Below are 19,261 nucleotides of genomic sequence, written 5' to 3'. Positions count from 1 at the left end.
GCAGGCTTGTAGCTCAGGTGGTTAGAGCGCACCCCTGATAAGGGTGAGGTCGGTGGTTCAAGTCCACTCAGGCCTACCAAATTCGCCTCCGTGCTGTGTTACGGCGATGCTCGCATACTTCAGTATGCTTCGCACCACCGCGCCTTGCCCGGAAACGAATTAGGGTACAGAGATTAGCATTCTACGATGGGGTTATAGCTCAGCTGGGAGAGCGCCTGCCTTGCACGCAGGAGGTCTGCGGTTCGATCCCGCATAGCTCCACCATCTCTTACTGCAAAAACACAAGAAAACTTCAGAGTGTACCTGAAAAGGTTCACTGCGAAGTTTTGCTCTTTAAAAATCTGGATCAAGCTGAAAATTGAAACGACACACTGTTTCATTTCTCCGTAATAAGAAATGAAAAATGGTGTGTTCGAGTCTCTCAAATTTTTGCAAGTCGATGATGAATCGAAAGAAACATCTTCGGGTTGTGAGGTTAAGCGACTAAGCGTACACGGTGGATGCCCTGGCAGTCAGAGGCGATGAAGGACGTGCTAATCTGCGATAAGCGTCGGTAAGGTGATATGAACCGTTATAACCGGCGATTTCCGAATGGGGAAACCCAGTGTGTTTCGACACACTATCATTACGTGAATACATAGCGTAATGAAGCGAACCGGGGGAACTGAAACATCTAAGTACCCCGAGGAAAAGAAATCAACCGAGATTCCCCCAGTAGCGGCGAGCGAACGGGGAGCAGCCCAGAGTCTGAATCAGCATGTGTGTTAGTGGAAGCGTCTGGAAAGTCGCACGATACAGGGTGAAAGTCCCGTACACAAAAGTGCATGTGTTGTGAACTCGAAGAGTAGGGCGGGACACGTGGTATCCTGTCTGAATATGGGGGGACCATCCTCCAAGGCTAAATACTCCTGACTGACCGATAGTGAACCAGTACCGTGAGGGAAAGGCGAAAAGAACCCCGGCGAGGGGAGTGAAAAAGAACCTGAAACCGTGTACGTACAAGCAGTGGGAGCACCCTTTGGGGTGTGACTGCGTACCTTTTGTATAATGGGTCAGCGACTTATATTCTGTAGCAAGGTTAACCGAATAGGGGAGCCGAAGGGAAACCGAGTCTTAACTGGGCGTTAAGTTGCAGGGTATAGACCCGAAACCCGGTGATCTAGCCATGGGCAGGTTGAAGGTTGGGTAACACTAACTGGAGGACCGAACCGACTAATGTTGAAAAATTAGCGGATGACTTGTGGCTGGGGGTGAAAGGCCAATCAAACCGGGAGATAGCTGGTTCTCCCCGAAAGCTATTTAGGTAGCGCCTCGTGAATTCATCTTCGGGGGTAGAGCACTGTTTCGGCTAGGGGGTCATCCCGACTTACCAACCCGATGCAAACTGCGAATACCGAAGAATGTTATCACGGGAGACACACGGCGGGTGCTAACGTCCGTCGTGAAGAGGGAAACAACCCAGACCGCCAGCTAAGGTCCCAAAGTCATGGTTAAGTGGGAAACGATGTGGGAAGGCACAGACAGCCAGGATGTTGGCTTAGAAGCAGCCATCATTTAAAGAAAGCGTAATAGCTCACTGGTCGAGTCGGCCTGCGCGGAAGATGTAACGGGGCTAAACCATGCACCGAAGCTGCGGCAGCGACACTATGTGTTGTTGGGTAGGGGAGCGTTCTGTAAGCCGTTGAAGGTGTGTCGTGAGGCATGCTGGAGGTATCAGAAGTGCGAATGCTGACATAAGTAACGATAATGCGGGTGAAAAACCCGCACGCCGGAAGACCAAGGGTTCCTGTCCAACGTTAATCGGGGCAGGGTGAGTCGACCCCTAAGGCGAGGCCGAAAGGCGTAGTCGATGGGAAACAGGTTAATATTCCTGTACTTGGTGTTACTGCGAAGGGGGGACGGAGAAGGCTATGTTAGCCGGGCGACGGTTGTCCCGGTTTAAGCATGTAGGCGGAGGTTCCAGGTAAATCCGGTACCTTATTAACGCTGAGGTGTGATGACGAGGCACTACGGTGCTGAAGTAACAAATGCCCTGCTTCCAGGAAAAGCCTCTAAGCATCAGGTAACACGAAATCGTACCCCAAACCGACACAGGTGGTCAGGTAGAGAATACCAAGGCGCTTGAGAGAACTCGGGTGAAGGAACTAGGCAAAATGGTGCCGTAACTTCGGGAGAAGGCACGCTGATATGTAGGTGAAGTGGTTTACCCATGGAGCTGAAATCAGTCGAAGATACCAGCTGGCTGCAACTGTTTATTAAAAACACAGCACTGTGCAAACACGAAAGTGGACGTATACGGTGTGACGCCTGCCCGGTGCCGGAAGGTTAATTGATGGGGTTATCCGTAAGGAGAAGCTCTTGATCGAAGCCCCGGTAAACGGCGGCCGTAACTATAACGGTCCTAAGGTAGCGAAATTCCTTGTCGGGTAAGTTCCGACCTGCACGAATGGCGTAATGATGGCCAGGCTGTCTCCACCCGAGACTCAGTGAAATTGAACTCGCTGTGAAGATGCAGTGTACCCGCGGCAAGACGGAAAGACCCCGTGAACCTTTACTATAGCTTGACACTGAACACTGGTCCTTGATGTGTAGGATAGGTGGGAGGCTTTGAAGTGTGGACGCCAGTCTGCATGGAGCCATCCTTGAAATACCACCCTTTAATGGCTGGTGTTCTAACGTAGACCCGTAATCCGGGTTGCGGACAGTGTCTGGTGGGTAGTTTGACTGGGGCGGTCTCCTCCTAAAGAGTAACGGAGGAGCACGAAGGTTAGCTAATCCTGGTCGGACATCAGGAGGTTAGTGCAAAGGCATAAGCTAGCTTGACTGCGAGAGTGACGGCTCGAGCAGGTGCGAAAGCAGGTCTTAGTGATCCGGTGGTTCTGAATGGAAGGGCCATCGCTCAACGGATAAAAGGTACTCCGGGGATAACAGGCTGATACCGCCCAAGAGTTCATATCGACGGCGGTGTTTGGCACCTCGATGTCGGCTCATCACATCCTGGGGCTGAAGTAGGTCCCAAGGGTATGGCTGTTCGCCATTTAAAGTGGTACGCGAGCTGGGTTTAGAACGTCGTGAGACAGTTCGGTCCCTATCTGCCGTGGGCGCTGGAGAATTGAGGGGGGCTGCTCCTAGTACGAGAGGACCGGAGTGGACGCATCACTGGTGTTCGGGTTGTCATGCCAATGGCATTGCCCGGTAGCTAAATGCGGAAGAGATAAGTGCTGAAAGCATCTAAGCACGAAACTTGCCCCGAGATGAGTTCTCCCTGACCCTTTAAGGGTCCTGAAGGAACGTTGAAGACGACGACGTTGATAGGTCGGGTGTGTAAGTGTAGCGATACATTGAGCTAACCGATACTAATGAACCGTGAGGCTTAACCTTACAACGCCGAAGATGTTTTGGCGAAGAGAGATATTTTCAGCCTGATACAGATAACATCGACATGCCCAGGAGGTGTGTTGATAAACAGAATTTGCCTGGCGGCTGTAGCGCGGTGGTCCCACCTGACCCCATGCCGAACTCAGAAGTGAAACGCCGTAGCGCCGATGGTAGTGTGGGGTCTCCCCATGCGAGAGTAGGGAACTGCCAGGCATCAAATAAAAACGAAAGGCTCAGTCGAAAGACTGGGCCTTTTGTTTTATCTGTTGTCTGTCGGTGAGCGCTCTCCTGCCCAGGACAAATCCGCCGGGAGCGGATTTAAACGTTGCGCAGCAACGGCCCGGAGGGTGGCGGGCAGGGCGCCCGCCATAAACTGCCAGGCATTAATTAAAGTGAAGAAGCCCATCCTGACGGATGGGCTTTTTTGCGTCTGTGCGGGATGAAAACCGCCGGATGCGGCGTACCGCCTTATCCGGCCTGCAGGGGCCGGGCTGAACGTATTTTGTAGGCCTGATAAGCGCAGCGCATCAGGCACATCATAACAACACGGTTACCATCTTATCCATTGCGTAACAAAATCAGCAAGTTGCTGTATGTCGTTGATATCTAATAATGGAACATCTACCGCCAGCGGAACATCACTGGCAACCGCGATAACATATTCGTCTATCGCCAATTCTTCAGGGCTATGCCCGCAACCGTCGCGAAAAAGCACGATCTTAGCAACAGGCTCATGCTTAAAACCCTCAACCAACACCATATCCAACGTTGAAGCATCCATCCTGCTTACCAAGTACGCTAAATCCAGTTCGGGCTCTTCCGGCGTCTCTACCATTAACGCCCAACGTTGCTGGCTGGCGACCAGCGTTTGTGCTGCACCGGCTTTGCGCAGTTCATAACTATCTTTACCGGGCTTGTCGACATCCATATTGTGATGAGTATGTTTAATCAATCCGGGACGTATACCTCTGGCACGTAGCTCCGGGATCAACTTTTTGAGCAGCGTGGTTTTTCCCGTGCCGCTCCATGCCGCAATGGCGAGTAATGGGATCATGATTTATCCTGCCATTTTGCAAGCTCTTCGGGGGTGTTCACGTTTACGAACGCATCTTTATGATCGCTGAAATCGACAGCATGACCACCAGCCAGACGCATAAAGACCATGACACGTCGTTCACCGGACTGAAGATAATCCTGCAGCAAAGGCTGCATCGAGCGGTGCATCAACGCAATGGTTGGGTGATCTCTTTCCCCATCATGCACCCAGACAACCGGTGCAGCTTTGCGTTGTTCTTTTAAACGAGCGACCAGATTGTGAGGAATATAGGGCATATCGCACGGGCAAAACAGAAACCACTCCCCCGTTTGCTGCAGGAATACCGATAGCATCCCGGCCAGTGGGCCAGGGAAATCGGCCAAGGAATCGGGAATAACTTTCAGGCCGCTTTGCTGGTATATATCCCGGTGGCGATTGGCATTAACCACCACGATTTCGACCTGCAAAGCGAGAATGTCGGCCACATGCCGCCAAAGAGGTTTACCGTCCAGTTCAAGCAGACCTTTATCGGTTCCACCCATCCGTCTGGCCTTACCGCCAGCCAGCACAACCCCTGTTATTGCACTATCCAGAATCACTGATATCGCCTCTTTTAATGTGGGATTGACCCTGCTAACGTATCTGTATTGAGCCTAAGGAGCACAACCATGAAATGTAAACGTCTGAATGAAGTTATTGAACTCCTCCAGCCTGCCTGGCAGAAGGAACCCGATCTTAACCTGATGCAATTTTTGCAGAAACTGGCGCAAGAGTCAGGTTTTGACGGCGAACTGGCGGATTTAACTGATGACATTCTGATCTATCACCTGAAAATGCGAGACTCAGCGAAGGATGCTGTCATCCCAGGTATTCAGAAAGATTATGAAGAAGATTTTAAAACCGCACTACTCCGCGCTCGTGGTGTAATTAAAGAGTAAAAGCTTGTAATCGCCGCCACCGAAAGCGCTGCGAAATGATATCCTGAATCATTCGTAGTATTTTCCGGATGATGGGATGAACGACAACGCTTTTAATTTCCAGACGCTACACCCGGATACCATCATGGATGCACTGTTTGAGCAGGGGATCCGGGTGGACTCCGGGCTTACCCCGCTTAACAGCTATGAAAACCGTGTCTATCAATTCCAGGACGAAGACCGTCGACGCTTTGTTGTTAAGTTTTATCGCCCTGAACGCTGGTCTGTCGATCAGATCCAGGAAGAGCACCAGTTTGCTCAGGAACTGGTAAGCGATGAAGTCCCGGTAGCTGCGCCGTTGGTACTGAACGGCCAAACGCTGTTAAGCCATCAGGGTTTCCATTATGCGATCTTCCCCAGCGTCGGTGGACGACAGTTTGAAGCTGACAACATCGATCAGATGGAGGCGGTGGGGCGCTATCTCGGGCGTATGCACCAGACCGGATGCAAGCGTACTTTTACCTTCCGACCGACGATTGGCCTTGAAGAATACCTGACTGAGCCGCGTAAAGTTTTTGAACACGCACAGCTTATCCCATCAGGGCAAAAAGCGGCTTTCCTGAAGGCAACGGATGCGCTTATCGCGGTGGTTACCGAACGCTGGCATACTCGTTTTACTACGTTACGCCTGCACGGTGATTGTCATGCCGGTAATATTCTGTGGCGCGATGGCCCGATGTTTGTCGATTTAGATGATGCCCGCAATGGTCCGGCTATTCAGGATTTATGGATGCTTCTCAATGGTGATAAAGCTGAACAACGCATGCAGCTAGAAACCATTATCGAGGCTTATGAAGAGTTTAGTGAGTTCGACATCTCTGAAATCGGACTGATAGAACCTTTACGCGCTATGCGTTTAGTTTATTATCTTGCCTGGCTGATTCGACGTTGGGCTGACCCTGCGTTCCCAAAAAACTTCCCGTGGTTAACCGGGGAAGATTACTGGCATCGTCAGACCGCGACCTTTATTGAGCAGGCAAAAATTCTGCAAGAGCCCCCCTTACAATTAACGCCAATGTATTAATCGGAGAAACTTGAACATGAAAAAAATATGGCTGGCGCTGGCTGGTATGGTCTTAGCTTTTAGCGCATCTGCAGCGCAGTTCCAGGATGGTAAACAATACATCACCCTGGAGAAGCCTGTTGCGGGTGAACCGCAAGTGTTGGAGTTCTTCTCCTTCTACTGCCCGCACTGCTATCAGTTTGAAGAAGTGCTTCATGTATCTGATAACGTGAAGAAAAAACTGCCGGAAGGCACCAAGATGACCAAGTACCACGTCGAGTTTCTCGGGCCGTTGGGCAAAGATCTGACGCAGGCATGGGCGGTTGCAATGGCGCTGGGCGTTGAAGATCAGGTCACTGTTCCGCTGTTTGAAGGGGTTCAGAAAACCCAGACCGTTCAGTCTGTTGCTGATATCCGTAAAGTGTTTGTCGATGCGGGTATTAAAGGCGAAGACTATGATGCGGCATGGAACAGCTTCGTAGTGAAATCTCTCGTGGCACAGCAGGAAAAAGCAGCGGCTGATTTACAGCTGCAGGGCGTTCCGGCGATGTTCGTGAATGGCAAATATCAGGTCAACCCGCAGGGCATGGATACCAGCAGCATGGATATCTTTGTACAACAGTATGCGGATACCGTGAAATACCTGGTCGGTCAGAAGTAAAAGTAAAAGCCGGTCACTGACCGGCTTTTTTATTTGCAGCTTTAATCGCGTCGAGCTGCGCGTCTTTCTCACTCCACAGCGTATTCAACCACAGCTGAAAGCGGCGCTTGAATGCCTTATCGTTCACGTAATCACCGTGTAACTCTTCATGGATTGGCTCCAGATTCACCCGCACGACAATCCTCGTTAGCTTACCGCTCAGCATGTCGTAGAAAGGCCGACTGCTGTTTTCCGGATAGCATAACGTGACGTTCAACATTTTATCGAACTGTGACCCCAGTACGTTTAATGCCATCGCAATACCTGCCGCCTTGGGTGGGAGCAGGTTTTGATAGGGTGAGCGGGTTTGCTCACGTTTATCTTTGGTAAAGCGCGAACCTTCGACAAAATTCACAATGGTTGTCGGGTGTACGCGAAACTTCTCGCAGGAACGACGGGTTGTTTCGACATCTTTACCACGGCGTTCCGGATGGCGAAGCAGATAGCCACGTGAATAGCGTTTCATAAACGGCATATCCAGCGCCCAGCAAGCCAGGCCAATAAAGGGCACCCAGGCCAGCTGTTGCTTGAGGAAATATTTATTCATCGGGATGTGCTTACGGAACAGAACGCAAAGCACAACGATATCGGCCCAGCTGTAATGATTACAAATGAGCAGATACCAGTTTTTCTTGCTAAGACCTTCCAGTCCTTCAACATCCCACTTCAGCCGTGGATTAAGGTGCAGCAGTAGCGCAAGACCTTCACACCAGCAGTACATCATGAAATTACAGAAGACAGAAACCTTGCGCCAGACGACAGGAATGGGCAAAAGGAGTTTCACAACCCCGGCAAGGATGATCGGCACAGAACAAAAAATCGTGACCAATATGGTCAATACGATACTCAGCAACAGCGTTATCGCAGCGAGTATTCTCGTCATAATTAAATTATTCAAAAGGTTAGCCATAGACAGTGCGCGAAAGAGGCGCAAGGGGCTGATTTTATCAGAAAACGAACCAAATGATGGATCTTCCCTGAATAGAAAAAAAGAGAATATCTATCCACATCAGGATATAAGCTGTAAAAATGGAATAAAATGCCGTGAGTTTATTTAACCAATTGAAATTGTTGTATAAATAAAATGGAGCATTAATTGCCTTGCTATATTTAAAGAGCTGAAAATTATTTATTCACAAAGTTATCCACAGCTGTCTTTGCGAGCAAAGCAGAAGATCTGCAAAAGTTTTTCGACAAATGCGGCGAAAAACTCATGTTTTCATCCTGTCTGTGGCATCCTTTACCCATAATCTGATAAACAGGCACGGACATTATGGTTCAGATCCCAGAAAACCCACTTATCCTTGTAGATGGCTCATCTTACCTGTATCGCGCATACCACGCGTTCCCACCGCTGACTAACAGCGCAGGAGAACCTACGGGCGCGATGTACGGTGTCCTCAACATGCTGCGTAGCTTGATTCTGCAATATCAACCAACCCATGCAGCGGTGGTATTCGACGCCAAGGGTAAAACCTTCCGTGATGAATTATTCGAACATTATAAGTCTCACCGCCCACCGATGCCGGACGATCTGCGTGCGCAGATTGAACCTCTGCATGCGATGGTAAAGGCGATGGGGTTGCCACTGTTGGCTGTTTCTGGCGTGGAGGCGGACGATGTTATCGGTACGCTGGCGCGGGAAGCAGAGAAGATCGGTCGCCCGGTGCTGATTAGTACCGGTGATAAAGATATGGCTCAGTTGGTGACGCCGAATATCACCCTAATCAACACCATGACCAATACGATCCTCGGCCCGGAGGAAGTGGTGAATAAGTACGGCGTCCCGCCGGAACTGATCATCGATTTCCTGGCGCTGATGGGGGATTCCTCAGATAACATTCCTGGCGTTCCAGGCGTAGGCGAAAAAACCGCTCAGGCACTACTGCAGGGGCTGGGTGGACTGGATACCCTCTATGCCGAATCAGACAAAATAGCGGGGCTGACCTTCCGTGGTGCGAAAACCATGGCAGGCAAACTTGAGCAGAACAAAGAGGTGGCGTACCTCTCTTATCAATTGGCTACCATCAAAACGGATGTTGAGCTGGAATTGACCTGTGAGCAGCTTGAAGTGCGTCAGCCCGCTGCAGAAGAACTGCTTGGCCTGTTTAAACAGTATGAATTTAAACGTTGGGTTACCGACGTTGAAGCGGGTAAATGGCTACAGGCGAAAGGGACGAAGCCGGCGGCAAAACCGCAAGAAACTATTGTCGTCAATGAAACGCCTGAGGAGCCGGCCACGGTTCTTTCGTATGAAAACTATGTGACGATTCTGGACGAAGCGACGCTGGAAGCGTGGATCGCTAAGCTGAAAAAAGCACCAGTCTTTGCCTTCGATACTGAAACTGACAGCCTGGACAACATTTCCGCGAATCTGGTTGGCCTGTCTTTTGCCATTGAACCGGGTGTGGCGGCGTATGTTCCTGTTGCCCACGATTACCTGGATGCCCCTGACCAGATCGCGCGCGACCGTGCGCTGGAGCTGCTAAAGCCGCTGCTGGAAGATGAGAACGCGCACAAAGTCGGGCAAAACCTGAAGTACGATCGCGGCATCCTGGCGAACTATGGCATCGAGCTGCGCGGCATCACCTTTGACACCATGCTCGAATCCTACATTCTTAACAGCGTCGCTGGACGACACGATATGGACAGCCTGTCGGACCGCTGGCTGAAACATAAAACCATCACCTTTGAAGAGATCGCCGGAAAAGGCAAAAACCAGCTGACCTTTAACCAGATAGCACTGGAAGAGGCTGGTCGTTACGCTGCGGAAGACGCCGACGTTACGCTACAGCTGCATCTGAAGATGTGGCCAGAATTGCAGCAGCATAAAGGGCCGTTGAACGTCTTTGAAAATATCGATATGCCGCTGGTGCCGGTTTTGTCTCGCGTTGAGCGCAACGGTGTGAAAATCGATCCGGCTGTTCTGCACAAGCATTCAGAAGAGCTGACGCTGCGTTTGAATGAGCTGGAGCAAAAAGCGCACGAGATCGCCGGAGAAGCGTTTAACCTCTCTTCCACTAAGCAACTGCAAACTATCCTGTTTGAAAAGCAGGGTATTAAGCCGTTGAAGAAAACCCCTGGCGGCGCGCCATCAACGTCGGAAGAGGTACTGGAAGAGCTCGCGCTGGATTATCCGTTACCGAAAGTGATCCTGGAATATCGTGGTTTAGCAAAACTGAAGTCGACCTATACGGATAAGCTTCCGTTGATGATTAACAAGAAAACCGGGCGCGTGCACACCTCCTACCATCAGGCGGTTACCGCCACCGGGCGCTTGTCTTCAACGGATCCAAACCTGCAAAACATCCCGGTACGTAATGACGAAGGTCGTCGTATTCGTCAGGCGTTCATTGCGCCAGAAGACTACGTGATTGTCTCTGCGGACTACTCACAGATTGAACTGCGTATCATGGCGCACCTTTCACGTGATAAAGGTCTGCTTACCGCGTTTGCCGAAGGGAAAGACATTCACCGCGCAACGGCGGCAGAAGTCTTTGGTTTACCGCTTGATTCTGTGACCAGCGAGCAACGTCGCAGCGCTAAAGCCATTAACTTCGGTTTGATCTACGGGATGAGCGCCTTTGGTTTGGCGCGCCAGTTGAATATTCCGCGCAAAGAAGCACAGAAGTACATGGATCTCTACTTTGAACGCTACCCTGGTGTGTTGGAATACATGGAACGCACCCGCGCGCAGGCGAAAGAGCAAGGCTATGTAGAAACGCTGGAAGGTCGCCGTCTCTATTTACCGGATATTAAATCCAGTAATGGTGCTCGTCGCGCTGGTGCTGAACGTGCGGCTATTAACGCCCCGATGCAGGGAACTGCCGCAGACATTATCAAACGAGCCATGATTGCCGTGGATGGATGGCTGCAAACCGAGCAACCGCGCGTGCGCATGATCATGCAGGTACACGATGAACTGGTGTTTGAAGTGCACAAAGATGATCTGGAAAGCGTCTCCAAAAAGATCCACCAACTGATGGAAAACGAGACTCAGATTGACGTGCCGTTGCTGGTGGAAGTCGGGAGTGGTGAAAACTGGGATCAGGCGCACTAAGGGTTTACTTAATAACGCGCCTTTTTCGTAACTAAGCAACATAAGAGAGAGCTTTTTGTGATGTCCATTAGAATTCCCTATGTAAGGAATGAAAAAAAATTACAAAAAGTGCTTTCTGAGCTGCTCAAAAAAGAGTAAAGTTATTCTCGTAGGGTACAGAGGTAAGATGTTCTATCTTTCAGACCTTTTACTTCACGTAATCGGATTTGGCTGAATATTTTAGCAGCCCCAGTCAGTAATGACTGGGGCGTTTTTTATTGTGCGAAAGAAAAGTTTTGCACATGCTGTAGGCCGGATAAGACGCGCAGCGGCGTCATCCGGCATATCGGTGGGTTATTCCCCTTCCTGCACCTCTTCAACCGGTGCCAGTTCACTAAACCAGCTATCCAGTTTTTGCCGCAGTTTGTCCACACCCAGTTTTTTCAGCGATGAAAATGCTTCTACCTGCACATCACCGTTAAATGCCAGTACGGCTTCACGTACCATATTCAACTGCGCTTTGCGTGCACCGCTGGCCAGCTTATCTGCTTTAGTCAGCAGTACCAGAACCTGAACGTTGCTCTCAACCGCCCACAAGATCATCTGTTGATCGAGATCTTTTAACGGATGACGAATATCCATCAGCACTACCAGACCTTGCAGGCTCTGACGCTTTTCCAGATATTCAGCCAGCGCGCGTTGCCATTTACGCTTCATTTCTTCTGGAACTTCGGCATAACCGTATCCTGGCAAATCGACCAGGCGTTTGCCGTCAACGACTTCAAACAGGTTGATGAGCTGAGTACGACCCGGCGTTTTAGATGTACGCGCCAGACCTTTTTGATTCGTCAGGGTATTTAGCGCACTGGATTTGCCTGCGTTGGAACGGCCAGCAAAAGCCACTTCGATACCGGTATCGGAAGGTAAGTGGCGAATATCAGGCGCACTCATCACAAAGTGCGTCTGTTGATAATTCAAGTTAGTCAAAGCAGTCCTCTCCATCAATCAGGGCTTTGCAGCGATTATACCTGAACCCCAGCAAAAGGCTGGTTTTTCGACGAGTGGGCTGTGTAAGTAAAAACCTCGCGCTTTGTGAGACATTGCCGACAGTTTCTATACGAGATGACAGAGTAAAAAATGACAGAACTAAAATAAATCATATGGTTACATTTGGGCGCTATTCTTAAAATCAGAAATTGTTACCCAGGTTACTTGTACGTTTAAACCAAAACGGTAAAGTAGCGTCCATAGCGAGGAAGCTGACAGGATAGACGACTCAGGATGAGGGTCAGGAGCGCCAGGAGGCGAAGACACAGGATTGTCAGGAAGACAAACGTCCGGAGACGTTAGTAAAAGGAAATGGAAACAACACGGAATGTTAGAGGCTAAGGGAAAAACAGGGTGTGTTGATAGCCAACAGGGATTGTAGAGCCCGTAAGGGTTGAGAGTCAGGAAAAAAGGCGACAGATTACTCTGTCGCCTTTTTTCTTTATTTCTGCTAGATTCCGGCGCAATTATATACTGAATAAAAACAGCCAAAGACGAATCATGATGAAACCAACTTCTACACCACACGGTAAAGGTCCTGCAAAAGCGCGTCGTAAAACACGCGAAGAAATTAACCAGGAAGCTCGCGACCGTAAGCGCCAGAAAAAACACCGTGGTCATGCGGCAGGTAGCCGTGCGTCCGGTAGCGAAGGCGCATCTGGTGGCGGAAACCAAAATAAGCAAAAAGATCCTCGTATTGGCAGCAAAACCCCCATTCCATTGGGCGTGACCGAAAAAGTCACCAAACAGCACAAACCGAAGAGTGAGAAACCTATGCTTTCACCACAGGCTGAGTTGGATTTACTGGAAACGGATGAGCGCCTGGATGCGCTGCTGGAGCGTCTTGAAGCAGGAGAAACCCTGAGCGCGGAAGATCAGTCCTGGGTTGATGCCAAGCTGGATCGCATCGATGAGCTGATGCAAAAGCTGGGTCTTTCTTACGATGACGAGGAAGAAGAGGAAGAAGAAGAAAAGCAGGAAGACATGATGCGCCTGCTGAAAGGCGGCAACTAACGGTTTTACACCGTGGGTCTTCCCGTCCTGCTTATAACCCTTCCGGTTATATGTTATCTGGTGTGGTTATTCGTTAAACTACAGCGGTTGTCGCGGCGACAGAAGTGGCTGCGCAACCGACTTATCACCCGTACTGGGGTTAAGTCGGTACGCCGTACCCGCCAGAGACGCCATCGGAAGGAGTGAGCATGTCAGAGCAGTTAATAGACTGGGACCTGGCCCTGATCCAGAAATATAACTATTCCGGGCCACGATATACCTCGTACCCGACCGCGCTGGAGTTTTCTGAAGACTACGGCACTGAAGCATTTCTAAAGGCCGTGGCGCGTTATCCTGAGCGTCCTCTCTCGCTGTACGTTCACATCCCGTTCTGCCACAAGCTGTGCTACTTCTGCGGCTGTAACAAGGTCGTGACTCGCCAGCAGCATAAAGCCGATCAATACCTCGATGTCTTAGAACAAGAAATTATTCATCGCGCACCGCTGTTCGCCGGACGTCATGTCAGTCAGCTGCACTGGGGCGGCGGCACGCCAACGTATCTGAATAAAGCGCAAATCAGTCGTTTGATGTCGCTGCTGCGTAGCAACTTTAACTTTAACGACGACGCCGAAATTTCGATCGAAGTGGATCCGCGTGAAATTGAGCTGGATGTGCTCGATCATTTACGTGCTGAAGGTTTTAACCGCCTGAGCATGGGGGTACAGGACTTCAACAAAGAAGTTCAGCGCCTGGTGAACCGTGAGCAGGATGAGGAGTTTATCTTTGCGCTGCTGAATCATGCGCGTGAGATCGGTTTTACTTCAACGAATATCGATCTGATTTATGGTTTGCCAAAACAGACGCCAGAAAGTTTCGCCTTCACCCTGAAACGCGTTGCTGAGCTGAATCCAGATCGACTGAGTGTCTTTAACTACGCGCACCTGCCGACGCTGTTTGCCGCTCAGCGCAAAATTAAAGATGCCGACCTGCCCAGCGCGCAGCAGAAGCTGGATATCCTGCAGGAAACCATCTCTTCACTGACCGAAACTGGCTATCAGTTCATTGGCATGGATCACTTTGCCCGTCCGGATGACGAACTGGCCATTGCTCAACGCAAGGGTGTGCTGCATCGTAATTTCCAGGGTTATACCACCCAGGGTGATACCGATCTGCTGGGAATGGGCGTGTCAGCCATCAGTATGATTGGTGACAACTACGCGCAGAACCAGAAAGAGCTGAAGCGCTATTATCAGCAGGTAGACGAGCAGGGGGACGCGCTGTGGCGCGGAATTGCACTGACCCGTGACGACTGCATTCGTCGAGATGTTATTAAGCTCCTGATCTGCAACTTCCGCCTCGACTATGCCACTGTGGAACAGCAATGGGATCTGAACTTCGCTGACTATTTTGCCGAAGACCTGAAACTGCTGGCACCGCTGGCGAAGGATGGGCTGGTGGATGTCGATGAGAAGGGGATTCAGGTCACGCCGAAGGGCCGTCTGCTGATCCGTAATATTTGCATGTGCTTCGATGCGTATCTGCGCCAGAAAGCACGGATGCAGCAATTCTCGCGGGTGATTTAACGCTTTTCCGGGTGGCGCTTCGCTTATCGTGCCTACGAAAATCTCAATACGTAGGTCGGGTAAGCGAAGCGCCACCCGGCGAACCCGCTAGCTGAACAGCCCAACCAGCGCTGCGCACAATACTGCGGCGACCGCAGTTTGTGGCGTATGGCTTTCGACCGCACCGCTCGACAGCAGATTAATGATTGATTCCAGCATGATGACTTCCCCCCGTTAGTCGGGCACGATCATACTTAACTCATCGGAACAGTAAAGCGCAAAATAGCAGCTATTTGCGCTCAATTATTAATCTTTACACAGTGACGATATATCACTCCATTCCGAGTTCTTTTAGCTTACGCGTCAAGGTATTACGACCCCAACCGAGCAAGCGTGCCGCTTCCTGTTTATGCCCCTGGGTATGACGTAGCGCGGTAGTCAATAGCGTACGCTCCATCTCTGGTTGGGCCTCAGAAAGCAAGTTTTGATGACCGGAGCGTAATGCCCGATCCGCCCACTGTGCCAATAGCGTTGCCCAACTATCCGGCTGCATATGGGACGGTGCGTCTGGCACAGAGGTTTCAAACAGCTCGGTTGGTAAGTCCTGAATCAGTACTTCCTGCCCGGCGGCCATGACGGTTAACCAGCGGCAGGTGTTCTCAAGCTGACGCACGTTACCTGGCCAGGCCAGACGGGTGAGCGCAGCCTCGGTTTCCGGGTGTAATTGTTTGGCTTCCACCCCCAGTTCGCGGGCTGCCTCCTGCAGGAAATGACGCGCCAGGCGGGGGATATCTTCCCGACGTTCGCGCAGTGGCGGCAGATGTACCCGGATGACGTTCAAGCGATGGAATAAGTCCTCACGGAATTTACCTTCCTGTACGCGTAGTTCAAGATTCTGATGCGTGGCGGCGATGATGCGAACATCTACTTTCACAGGCGCATAACCGCCCACACGGTAAAACTGTCCATCGGCTAATACGCGCAGTAAACGCGTTTGTACGTCCAGCGGCATATCGCCGATTTCATCGAGGAACAGCGTACCGCCGTCTGCCTGTTCAAAGCGCCCCTGACGAATGGTATTCGCCCCGGTAAACGCGCCTTTCTCGTGGCCAAACAGCTCAGATTCGATCAAATCTTTCGGGATTGCCGCCATGTTCAGCGCGATAAATGGCGCTTTGACGCGCGGGCTATGACGGTGCAACGCATGGGCGACCAGCTCTTTACCGGTTCCTGACTCCCCATTAATCAATACGCTGATTGAAGACCGGGACAGGCGACCAATAATGCGAAAGACGTCCTGCATTGCTGGCGCTTCGCCGATGATGTCGGTTGTGGGGCCGTTAATCTGAACATTGCGCGGCTGCTGCTGTTCCTGATAGTGACTGATGGCGCGCTCGACCAGCGCCACCGCTTCATCAATATCAAAAGGTTTGGGCAGATAATCAAACGCTCCTTGCTGATAGGCGCTGACGGCAGCATCCAGATCGGAGTGCGCGGTCATTATGATGACCGGAAGCATCGGATGCCGCTGTTTAATCTGTTTTAACAGCGTCAGGCCGTCCATACCCGGCATGCGGATATCCGACAACAGCACGTCCGGCGTTTTGCTGGCCAGCGCGTCCAGTACCTCTTTACCACTTTCAAATGTGGTACAGCTTAGCCCTGCCCCTGCGAGCGCACGTTCAAGCACCCAACGGATGGAACTATCGTCATCAACGACCCAGACTATTCCTCGTTGCATAAACGTCACCTTATTTCCTGATAGGCAGGTAAACCGAGAACTCGGTATGACCCGGCCAACTGGTAAATTCAATTTTGCCGGAATGTTGATCAATCAAATTACGGGCGATAGATAATCCAAGGCCGGTACCGCCTTCGCGACCGCTAACCATTGGGTAGAACAGCGTATCCTGCAAATGCGAGGGAATACCTGGACCGTTATCCTCTACATCAATTCGTGCCGCCAGACGGTAACGCATGCCGTGTAGCGTGAGCTGAAACGCGGTGCGGGTGCGCAGAATGATCTCGCCGCCTTCCGGTCCCAGCGCCTGCAAAGCATTGCGTACGATGTTCAGCAAAACCTGCTCGATCTGGTCCGGGTCGTGCAGTAATTCGGGCAGACTTGGGTCGTAATCCCGGATTAGCGTGACGTTTTCCGGCAGCTCCATCGAGACCAGCGCCACCACGCGTTCCGCCACTTTGTGAATACTTTCCGTGATGTGCATGCCGGGCTGTTGTGGCCCCAGCAGACGGTCGACCAGATTACGCAGGCGGTCCGCCTGTTCAATAATGACTTTGGTATATTCGGTCAGCGCCGGGTCCGGAAGCGCTTTACTGAGAAGTTGCGCCGCACCGCGTAATCCGCCCAGCGGGTTTTTAATTTCATGTGCCAGACCACGCACCAGATCGCGAGCGGCAATCTGCTGGGCGTGCTGGAGCTGTTCCTGACTCAGACGGCGCTGGTTATCCATAGGGGCCATCTCCAGCAAGATAAGGCCATCAGGCAGCCTCTGAGCGGTCACAGAGAGGATATGTGAGTGGCTGTCTATCACAAGCGTCACTTCGTTATCCGTAAAGCCCTGGCCTGCTTCCAGGCTCTCTCGCATCAGTCCGATGTTTAAGGAGAAATAACTCAACAGATCGGGAAGCGGTGTACCAAACAGTTTGCGAGAGCTTTGGGCGAGCAACTGCTGTGCCGCCGGGTTGGCGTAATGTACAGCCAGCTCATCGTCGACGAGTAAGATGCTGTTGATTAAAGAATTGAGGATCTGCCCAGCATCGGGCAGCGTGCCGGTTGCCATTCAGCAGTCTCCTGAAAAGTGTTGCACCAATTTAGTGCATTATAGCTTTTTACATCAAAAAAGAGCGAAAAAGCAGGTTGTTAGTGGAGAAAAAAGCCCATCCGGGGATGGGCTACAGATGACTGGCAAACATAGATGCCGGATGGCGGCTTTGCCTTATCCGGCCTACAAGGTAATGTTACCCTCCAGGCCTGATAAGTTTGCGCCATCAGGCGTCCTATCATTCACCATCGATCTCAAGCCTGCCTGAGCAGGCTAAAAGTTCCACGGCAACTCAAACGATTAAACGCTGTAGTACAGCTCAAACTCTACCGGGTGCGGAGTCATACGCACGCGGTCATCTTCTTCGCGACGCAGCGCAATGTACGCATCGATCGCTTCATTGGTGAACACGCCGCCTGCGGTCAGGAACTCGCGGTCCAGATCCAGTTCTTTCAGTGCTTCTTCCAGAGAACCAGCAACCTGTGGGATCTCTTTCGCTTCTTCCGGCGGCAGGTCGTACAGGTTTTTGTCCATTGCTTCGCCCGGGTGGATCTTGTTCTTAATACCGTCAAGACCAGCCATCAGCAGCGCTGCGAAGCACAGGTATGGGTTAGCAGCCGGGTCCGGGAAACGCACTTCGATACGACGCGCTTTCGGAGAAGCAACTACCGGGATACGGATAGACGCAGAACGGTTACGGGCAGAGTAAGCCAGCATTACCGGTGCTTCGTAACCCGGGACCAGACGTTTGTAGGAGTTGGTGGTCGGGTTAGCCAGGGCGTTGATCGCTTTAGCGTGCTTGATTACGCCACCGATGTAGTACAGCGCCTGCTCAGAGAGACCCGCATATTTGTCACCGGAGAACAGGTTTACGCCGTTCTTGGACAGGGACATGTGGCAGTGCATGCCGGAACCGTTATCGCCAAACATTGGTTTTGGCATAAAGGTTGCGGTTTTACCGAAACGGTGAGCGACGTTGTGAACGACATATTTGTAGATCTGAATTTCGTCCGCTTTTTTGGTCATGGTGTTAAAGCGGGTCGCGATTTCGTTCTGACCGGCAGTCGCCACTTCGTGGTGATGCGCTTCAACAACCAGGCCCATTTCTTCCATGATCAGACACATGGTAGAACGGATATCCTGAGAAGAATCTACCGGAGGAACCGGGAAGTAACCGCCTTTCACGCCTGGACGGTGACCTTTGTTACCACCTTCGTATTTGGTGGAGGAGTTCCATGCGCCTTCGATGTCATCGATAGCCACGTGGGAACCGGAAATAGTTGCGCCGAAACGGATGTCGTCAAACAGGAAGAATTCTGGCTCTGGTCCGAACAGAACGGTGTCTGCGATGCCGGTAGAACGCAGATACTCTTCAGCACGTTTAGCAATGGAGCGCGGGTCACGGTCGTAGCCCTGCAGCGTACCTGGTTCCAGGATATCGCAACGGATGATCAGGGTAGACTCTTCAAAGAACGGGTCGATGAGAGCAGTAGACGCATCTGGCATCAGAACCATGTCTGATTCGTTAATGCCTTTCCAGCCACCGATTGAGGAGCCGTCAAACATTTTGCCTTCTTCAAAGAATTCGGCATTTACCTGATGAGCAGGAATAGTGACGTGCTGTTCTTTACCTTTGGTATCAGTGAAGCGTAAATCAACAAACTTCACTTCGTGTTCGTTCAGCATCGTCAAAACGTGTTCAGCGGACATACTTACTCTCCCGGATTGGTCATTGTCGTCGTG

16 protein-coding genes, 2 tRNA genes, 2 rRNA genes and 1 pseudogene are annotated in these 19,261 nt (G+C 51.2%); 13 read left to right on the top strand and 8 right to left on the bottom strand.

Annotation, left to right across the window (positions count from 1 at the left end; all coding sequences use genetic code 11):
- The first annotated feature begins 2 nt into the window (after positions 1-2).
- The 4 genes from JQN59_RS23365 to rrf all read left to right on the top strand — a co-directional run bounded on the left by JQN59_RS23365 (position 3) and on the right by rrf (position 3,591).
- Positions 3-79 (top strand) — tRNA-Ile (locus JQN59_RS23365).
- 109 nt (positions 80-188) lie between these two features.
- A tRNA-Ala gene (locus tag JQN59_RS23360) sits at positions 189-264 on the top strand.
- Positions 265-473: 209 nt separating this feature from the next.
- Positions 474-3,381 (top strand): 23S ribosomal RNA (locus JQN59_RS23355).
- 94 nt (positions 3,382-3,475) lie between these two features.
- Positions 3,476-3,591: ribosomal RNA gene (rrf, locus tag JQN59_RS23350) — 5S ribosomal RNA — on the top strand.
- Between the two features lie 337 nt (positions 3,592-3,928).
- Here the strand turns inward: rrf and mobB are convergent.
- Both mobB and mobA read right to left on the bottom strand, forming a co-directional pair.
- Positions 3,929-4,432, bottom strand: a complete 504-nt coding sequence (gene mobB / locus JQN59_RS23345) for a molybdopterin-guanine dinucleotide biosynthesis protein MobB (protein WP_005121858.1) — start codon at positions 4,430-4,432, stop codon at positions 3,929-3,931.
- The gene (gene mobA / locus JQN59_RS23340; RefSeq protein WP_442781404.1) at positions 4,429-4,956 is read right to left on the bottom strand and encodes a molybdenum cofactor guanylyltransferase MobA; all 528 of its coding nucleotides are present in this window, start codon (positions 4,954-4,956) and stop codon (positions 4,429-4,431) included. Before mobA ends, mobB begins: the two co-directional genes overlap by 4 nt.
- Before the next feature lie 126 nt (positions 4,957-5,082).
- On the opposite strand from mobA, the gene JQN59_RS23335 reads away from it, so the two are divergent.
- The 3 genes from JQN59_RS23335 (at position 5,083) to dsbA (ending at position 7,055) form a co-directional block, all read left to right on the top strand.
- On the top strand, positions 5,083-5,352 hold the full coding sequence (locus JQN59_RS23335; RefSeq protein WP_003028616.1) for a YihD family protein: 270 nt from the start codon (positions 5,083-5,085) through the stop codon (positions 5,350-5,352).
- 76 nt (positions 5,353-5,428) lie between these two features.
- Entirely contained in the window at positions 5,429-6,415 is a 987-nt protein-coding gene (locus JQN59_RS23330) for a serine/threonine protein kinase (protein ID WP_149607372.1), read from the top strand.
- Between the two features lie 16 nt (positions 6,416-6,431).
- Complete coding sequence (dsbA, locus tag JQN59_RS23325) at positions 6,432-7,055, top strand: thiol:disulfide interchange protein DsbA (protein ID WP_003028621.1); 624 nt, start codon at positions 6,432-6,434, stop codon at positions 7,053-7,055.
- A 13-nt stretch (positions 7,056-7,068) separates the two neighbouring features.
- Here the strand turns inward: dsbA and JQN59_RS23320 are convergent, their stop codons facing one another.
- Positions 7,069-7,923: an acyltransferase gene (locus JQN59_RS23320; protein WP_230320050.1), complete on the bottom strand. Its 855-nt coding sequence runs from the start codon at positions 7,921-7,923 to the stop codon at positions 7,069-7,071.
- Between JQN59_RS23320 and JQN59_RS27065 the strand changes: the two genes are divergently transcribed.
- From JQN59_RS27065 to JQN59_RS27285, 3 genes are all read left to right on the top strand, one after another.
- Entirely contained in the window at positions 7,817-8,152 is a 336-nt protein-coding gene (locus JQN59_RS27065) for a hypothetical protein (RefSeq protein WP_230320052.1), read from the top strand. The two genes, JQN59_RS23320 and JQN59_RS27065, sit on opposite strands and share 107 nt — an antisense overlap.
- Positions 8,153-8,367: 215 nt before the next feature.
- Positions 8,368-11,154: a DNA polymerase I gene (polA, locus tag JQN59_RS23315; protein ID WP_149607373.1), complete on the top strand. Its 2,787-nt coding sequence runs from the start codon at positions 8,368-8,370 to the stop codon at positions 11,152-11,154.
- Between the two features lie 166 nt (positions 11,155-11,320).
- Positions 11,321-11,368: a spot 42 RNA, inhibition of DNA synthesis gene (locus tag JQN59_RS27285; protein WP_071892919.1), complete on the top strand. Its 48-nt coding sequence runs from the start codon at positions 11,321-11,323 to the stop codon at positions 11,366-11,368.
- A 119-nt stretch (positions 11,369-11,487) separates the two neighbouring features.
- Here the strand turns inward: JQN59_RS27285 and yihA are convergent, their stop codons facing one another.
- Positions 11,488-12,120, bottom strand: coding sequence for a ribosome biogenesis GTP-binding protein YihA/YsxC (gene yihA / locus JQN59_RS23310; protein ID WP_008786982.1), 633 nt, complete (start codon positions 12,118-12,120; stop codon positions 11,488-11,490).
- A 209-nt stretch (positions 12,121-12,329) separates the two neighbouring features.
- Between yihA and JQN59_RS27060 the strand changes: the two are divergent.
- The 3 genes and pseudogenes from JQN59_RS27060 to hemN all read left to right on the top strand — a co-directional run bounded on the left by JQN59_RS27060 (position 12,330) and on the right by hemN (position 14,756).
- Positions 12,330-12,515 (top strand): annotated as a pseudogene (locus tag JQN59_RS27060) (hypothetical protein).
- A 166-nt stretch (positions 12,516-12,681) separates the two neighbouring features.
- Complete coding sequence (gene yihI / locus JQN59_RS23305; RefSeq protein ID WP_149607374.1) at positions 12,682-13,194, top strand: Der GTPase-activating protein YihI; 513 nt, start codon at positions 12,682-12,684, stop codon at positions 13,192-13,194.
- A gap of 188 nt (positions 13,195-13,382) precedes the next feature.
- Entirely contained in the window at positions 13,383-14,756 is a 1,374-nt protein-coding gene (gene hemN, locus JQN59_RS23300; protein ID WP_100271694.1) for an oxygen-independent coproporphyrinogen III oxidase, read from the top strand.
- An 87-nt stretch (positions 14,757-14,843) separates the two neighbouring features.
- Here hemN and JQN59_RS23295 read toward each other — a convergent pair whose 3' ends face one another.
- The 4 genes from JQN59_RS23295 to glnA form a co-directional block, all read right to left on the bottom strand.
- Positions 14,844-14,954: a YshB family small membrane protein gene (locus JQN59_RS23295; RefSeq protein ID WP_020996121.1), complete on the bottom strand. Its 111-nt coding sequence runs from the start codon at positions 14,952-14,954 to the stop codon at positions 14,844-14,846.
- 112 nt (positions 14,955-15,066) lie between these two features.
- Positions 15,067-16,476, bottom strand: coding sequence for a nitrogen regulation protein NR(I) (glnG, locus tag JQN59_RS23290; RefSeq protein ID WP_003825317.1), 1,410 nt, complete (start codon positions 16,474-16,476; stop codon positions 15,067-15,069).
- 10 nt (positions 16,477-16,486) lie between these two features.
- Complete coding sequence (glnL, locus tag JQN59_RS23285; protein ID WP_008786986.1) at positions 16,487-17,536, bottom strand: nitrogen regulation protein NR(II); 1,050 nt, start codon at positions 17,534-17,536, stop codon at positions 16,487-16,489.
- A gap of 282 nt (positions 17,537-17,818) precedes the next feature.
- Complete coding sequence (gene glnA, locus JQN59_RS23280; protein ID WP_008786987.1) at positions 17,819-19,228, bottom strand: glutamate--ammonia ligase; 1,410 nt, start codon at positions 19,226-19,228, stop codon at positions 17,819-17,821.
- Positions 19,229-19,261: the final 33 nt, after the last annotated feature.

This window comes from Citrobacter sp. B72, assembly GCF_016894305.1.
Taxonomy (GTDB): domain Bacteria; phylum Pseudomonadota; class Gammaproteobacteria; order Enterobacterales; family Enterobacteriaceae; genus Citrobacter; species Citrobacter portucalensis.
The sequence above is the reverse complement of the archived record's forward strand: the minus strand, read 5'-3'. Positions and strand labels throughout refer to the sequence as shown.

What these genes read in the sequence shown, in the direction of transcription:
- mobB (WP_005121858.1), bottom strand. Translation starts at nt 4,432, where the DNA reads ATGATCCCATTACTCGCCATTGCGGCATGGAGCGGCACGGGAAAAACC.
- mobA (WP_442781404.1), bottom strand. Translation starts at nt 4,956, where the DNA reads ATGGGTGGAACCGATAAAGGTCTGCTTGAACTGGACGGTAAACCTCTT.
- JQN59_RS23335 (WP_003028616.1), top strand. Translation starts at nt 5,083, where the DNA reads ATGAAATGTAAACGTCTGAATGAAGTTATTGAACTCCTCCAGCCTGCC.
- JQN59_RS23330 (WP_149607372.1), top strand. Translation starts at nt 5,429, where the DNA reads ATGAACGACAACGCTTTTAATTTCCAGACGCTACACCCGGATACCATC.
- dsbA (WP_003028621.1), top strand. Translation starts at nt 6,432, where the DNA reads ATGAAAAAAATATGGCTGGCGCTGGCTGGTATGGTCTTAGCTTTTAGC.
- JQN59_RS27065 (WP_230320052.1), top strand. Translation starts at nt 7,817, where the DNA reads ATGAAATTACAGAAGACAGAAACCTTGCGCCAGACGACAGGAATGGGC.
- polA (WP_149607373.1), top strand. Translation starts at nt 8,368, where the DNA reads ATGGTTCAGATCCCAGAAAACCCACTTATCCTTGTAGATGGCTCATCT.
- yihI (WP_149607374.1), top strand. Translation starts at nt 12,682, where the DNA reads ATGATGAAACCAACTTCTACACCACACGGTAAAGGTCCTGCAAAAGCG.
- hemN (WP_100271694.1), top strand. Translation starts at nt 13,383, where the DNA reads ATGTCAGAGCAGTTAATAGACTGGGACCTGGCCCTGATCCAGAAATAT.
- JQN59_RS23295 (WP_020996121.1), bottom strand. Translation starts at nt 14,954, where the DNA reads ATGCTGGAATCAATCATTAATCTGCTGTCGAGCGGTGCGGTCGAAAGC.
- glnG (WP_003825317.1), bottom strand. Translation starts at nt 16,476, where the DNA reads ATGCAACGAGGAATAGTCTGGGTCGTTGATGACGATAGTTCCATCCGT.
- glnL (WP_008786986.1), bottom strand. Translation starts at nt 17,536, where the DNA reads ATGGCAACCGGCACGCTGCCCGATGCTGGGCAGATCCTCAATTCTTTA.
- glnA (WP_008786987.1), bottom strand. Translation starts at nt 19,228, where the DNA reads ATGTCCGCTGAACACGTTTTGACGATGCTGAACGAACACGAAGTGAAG.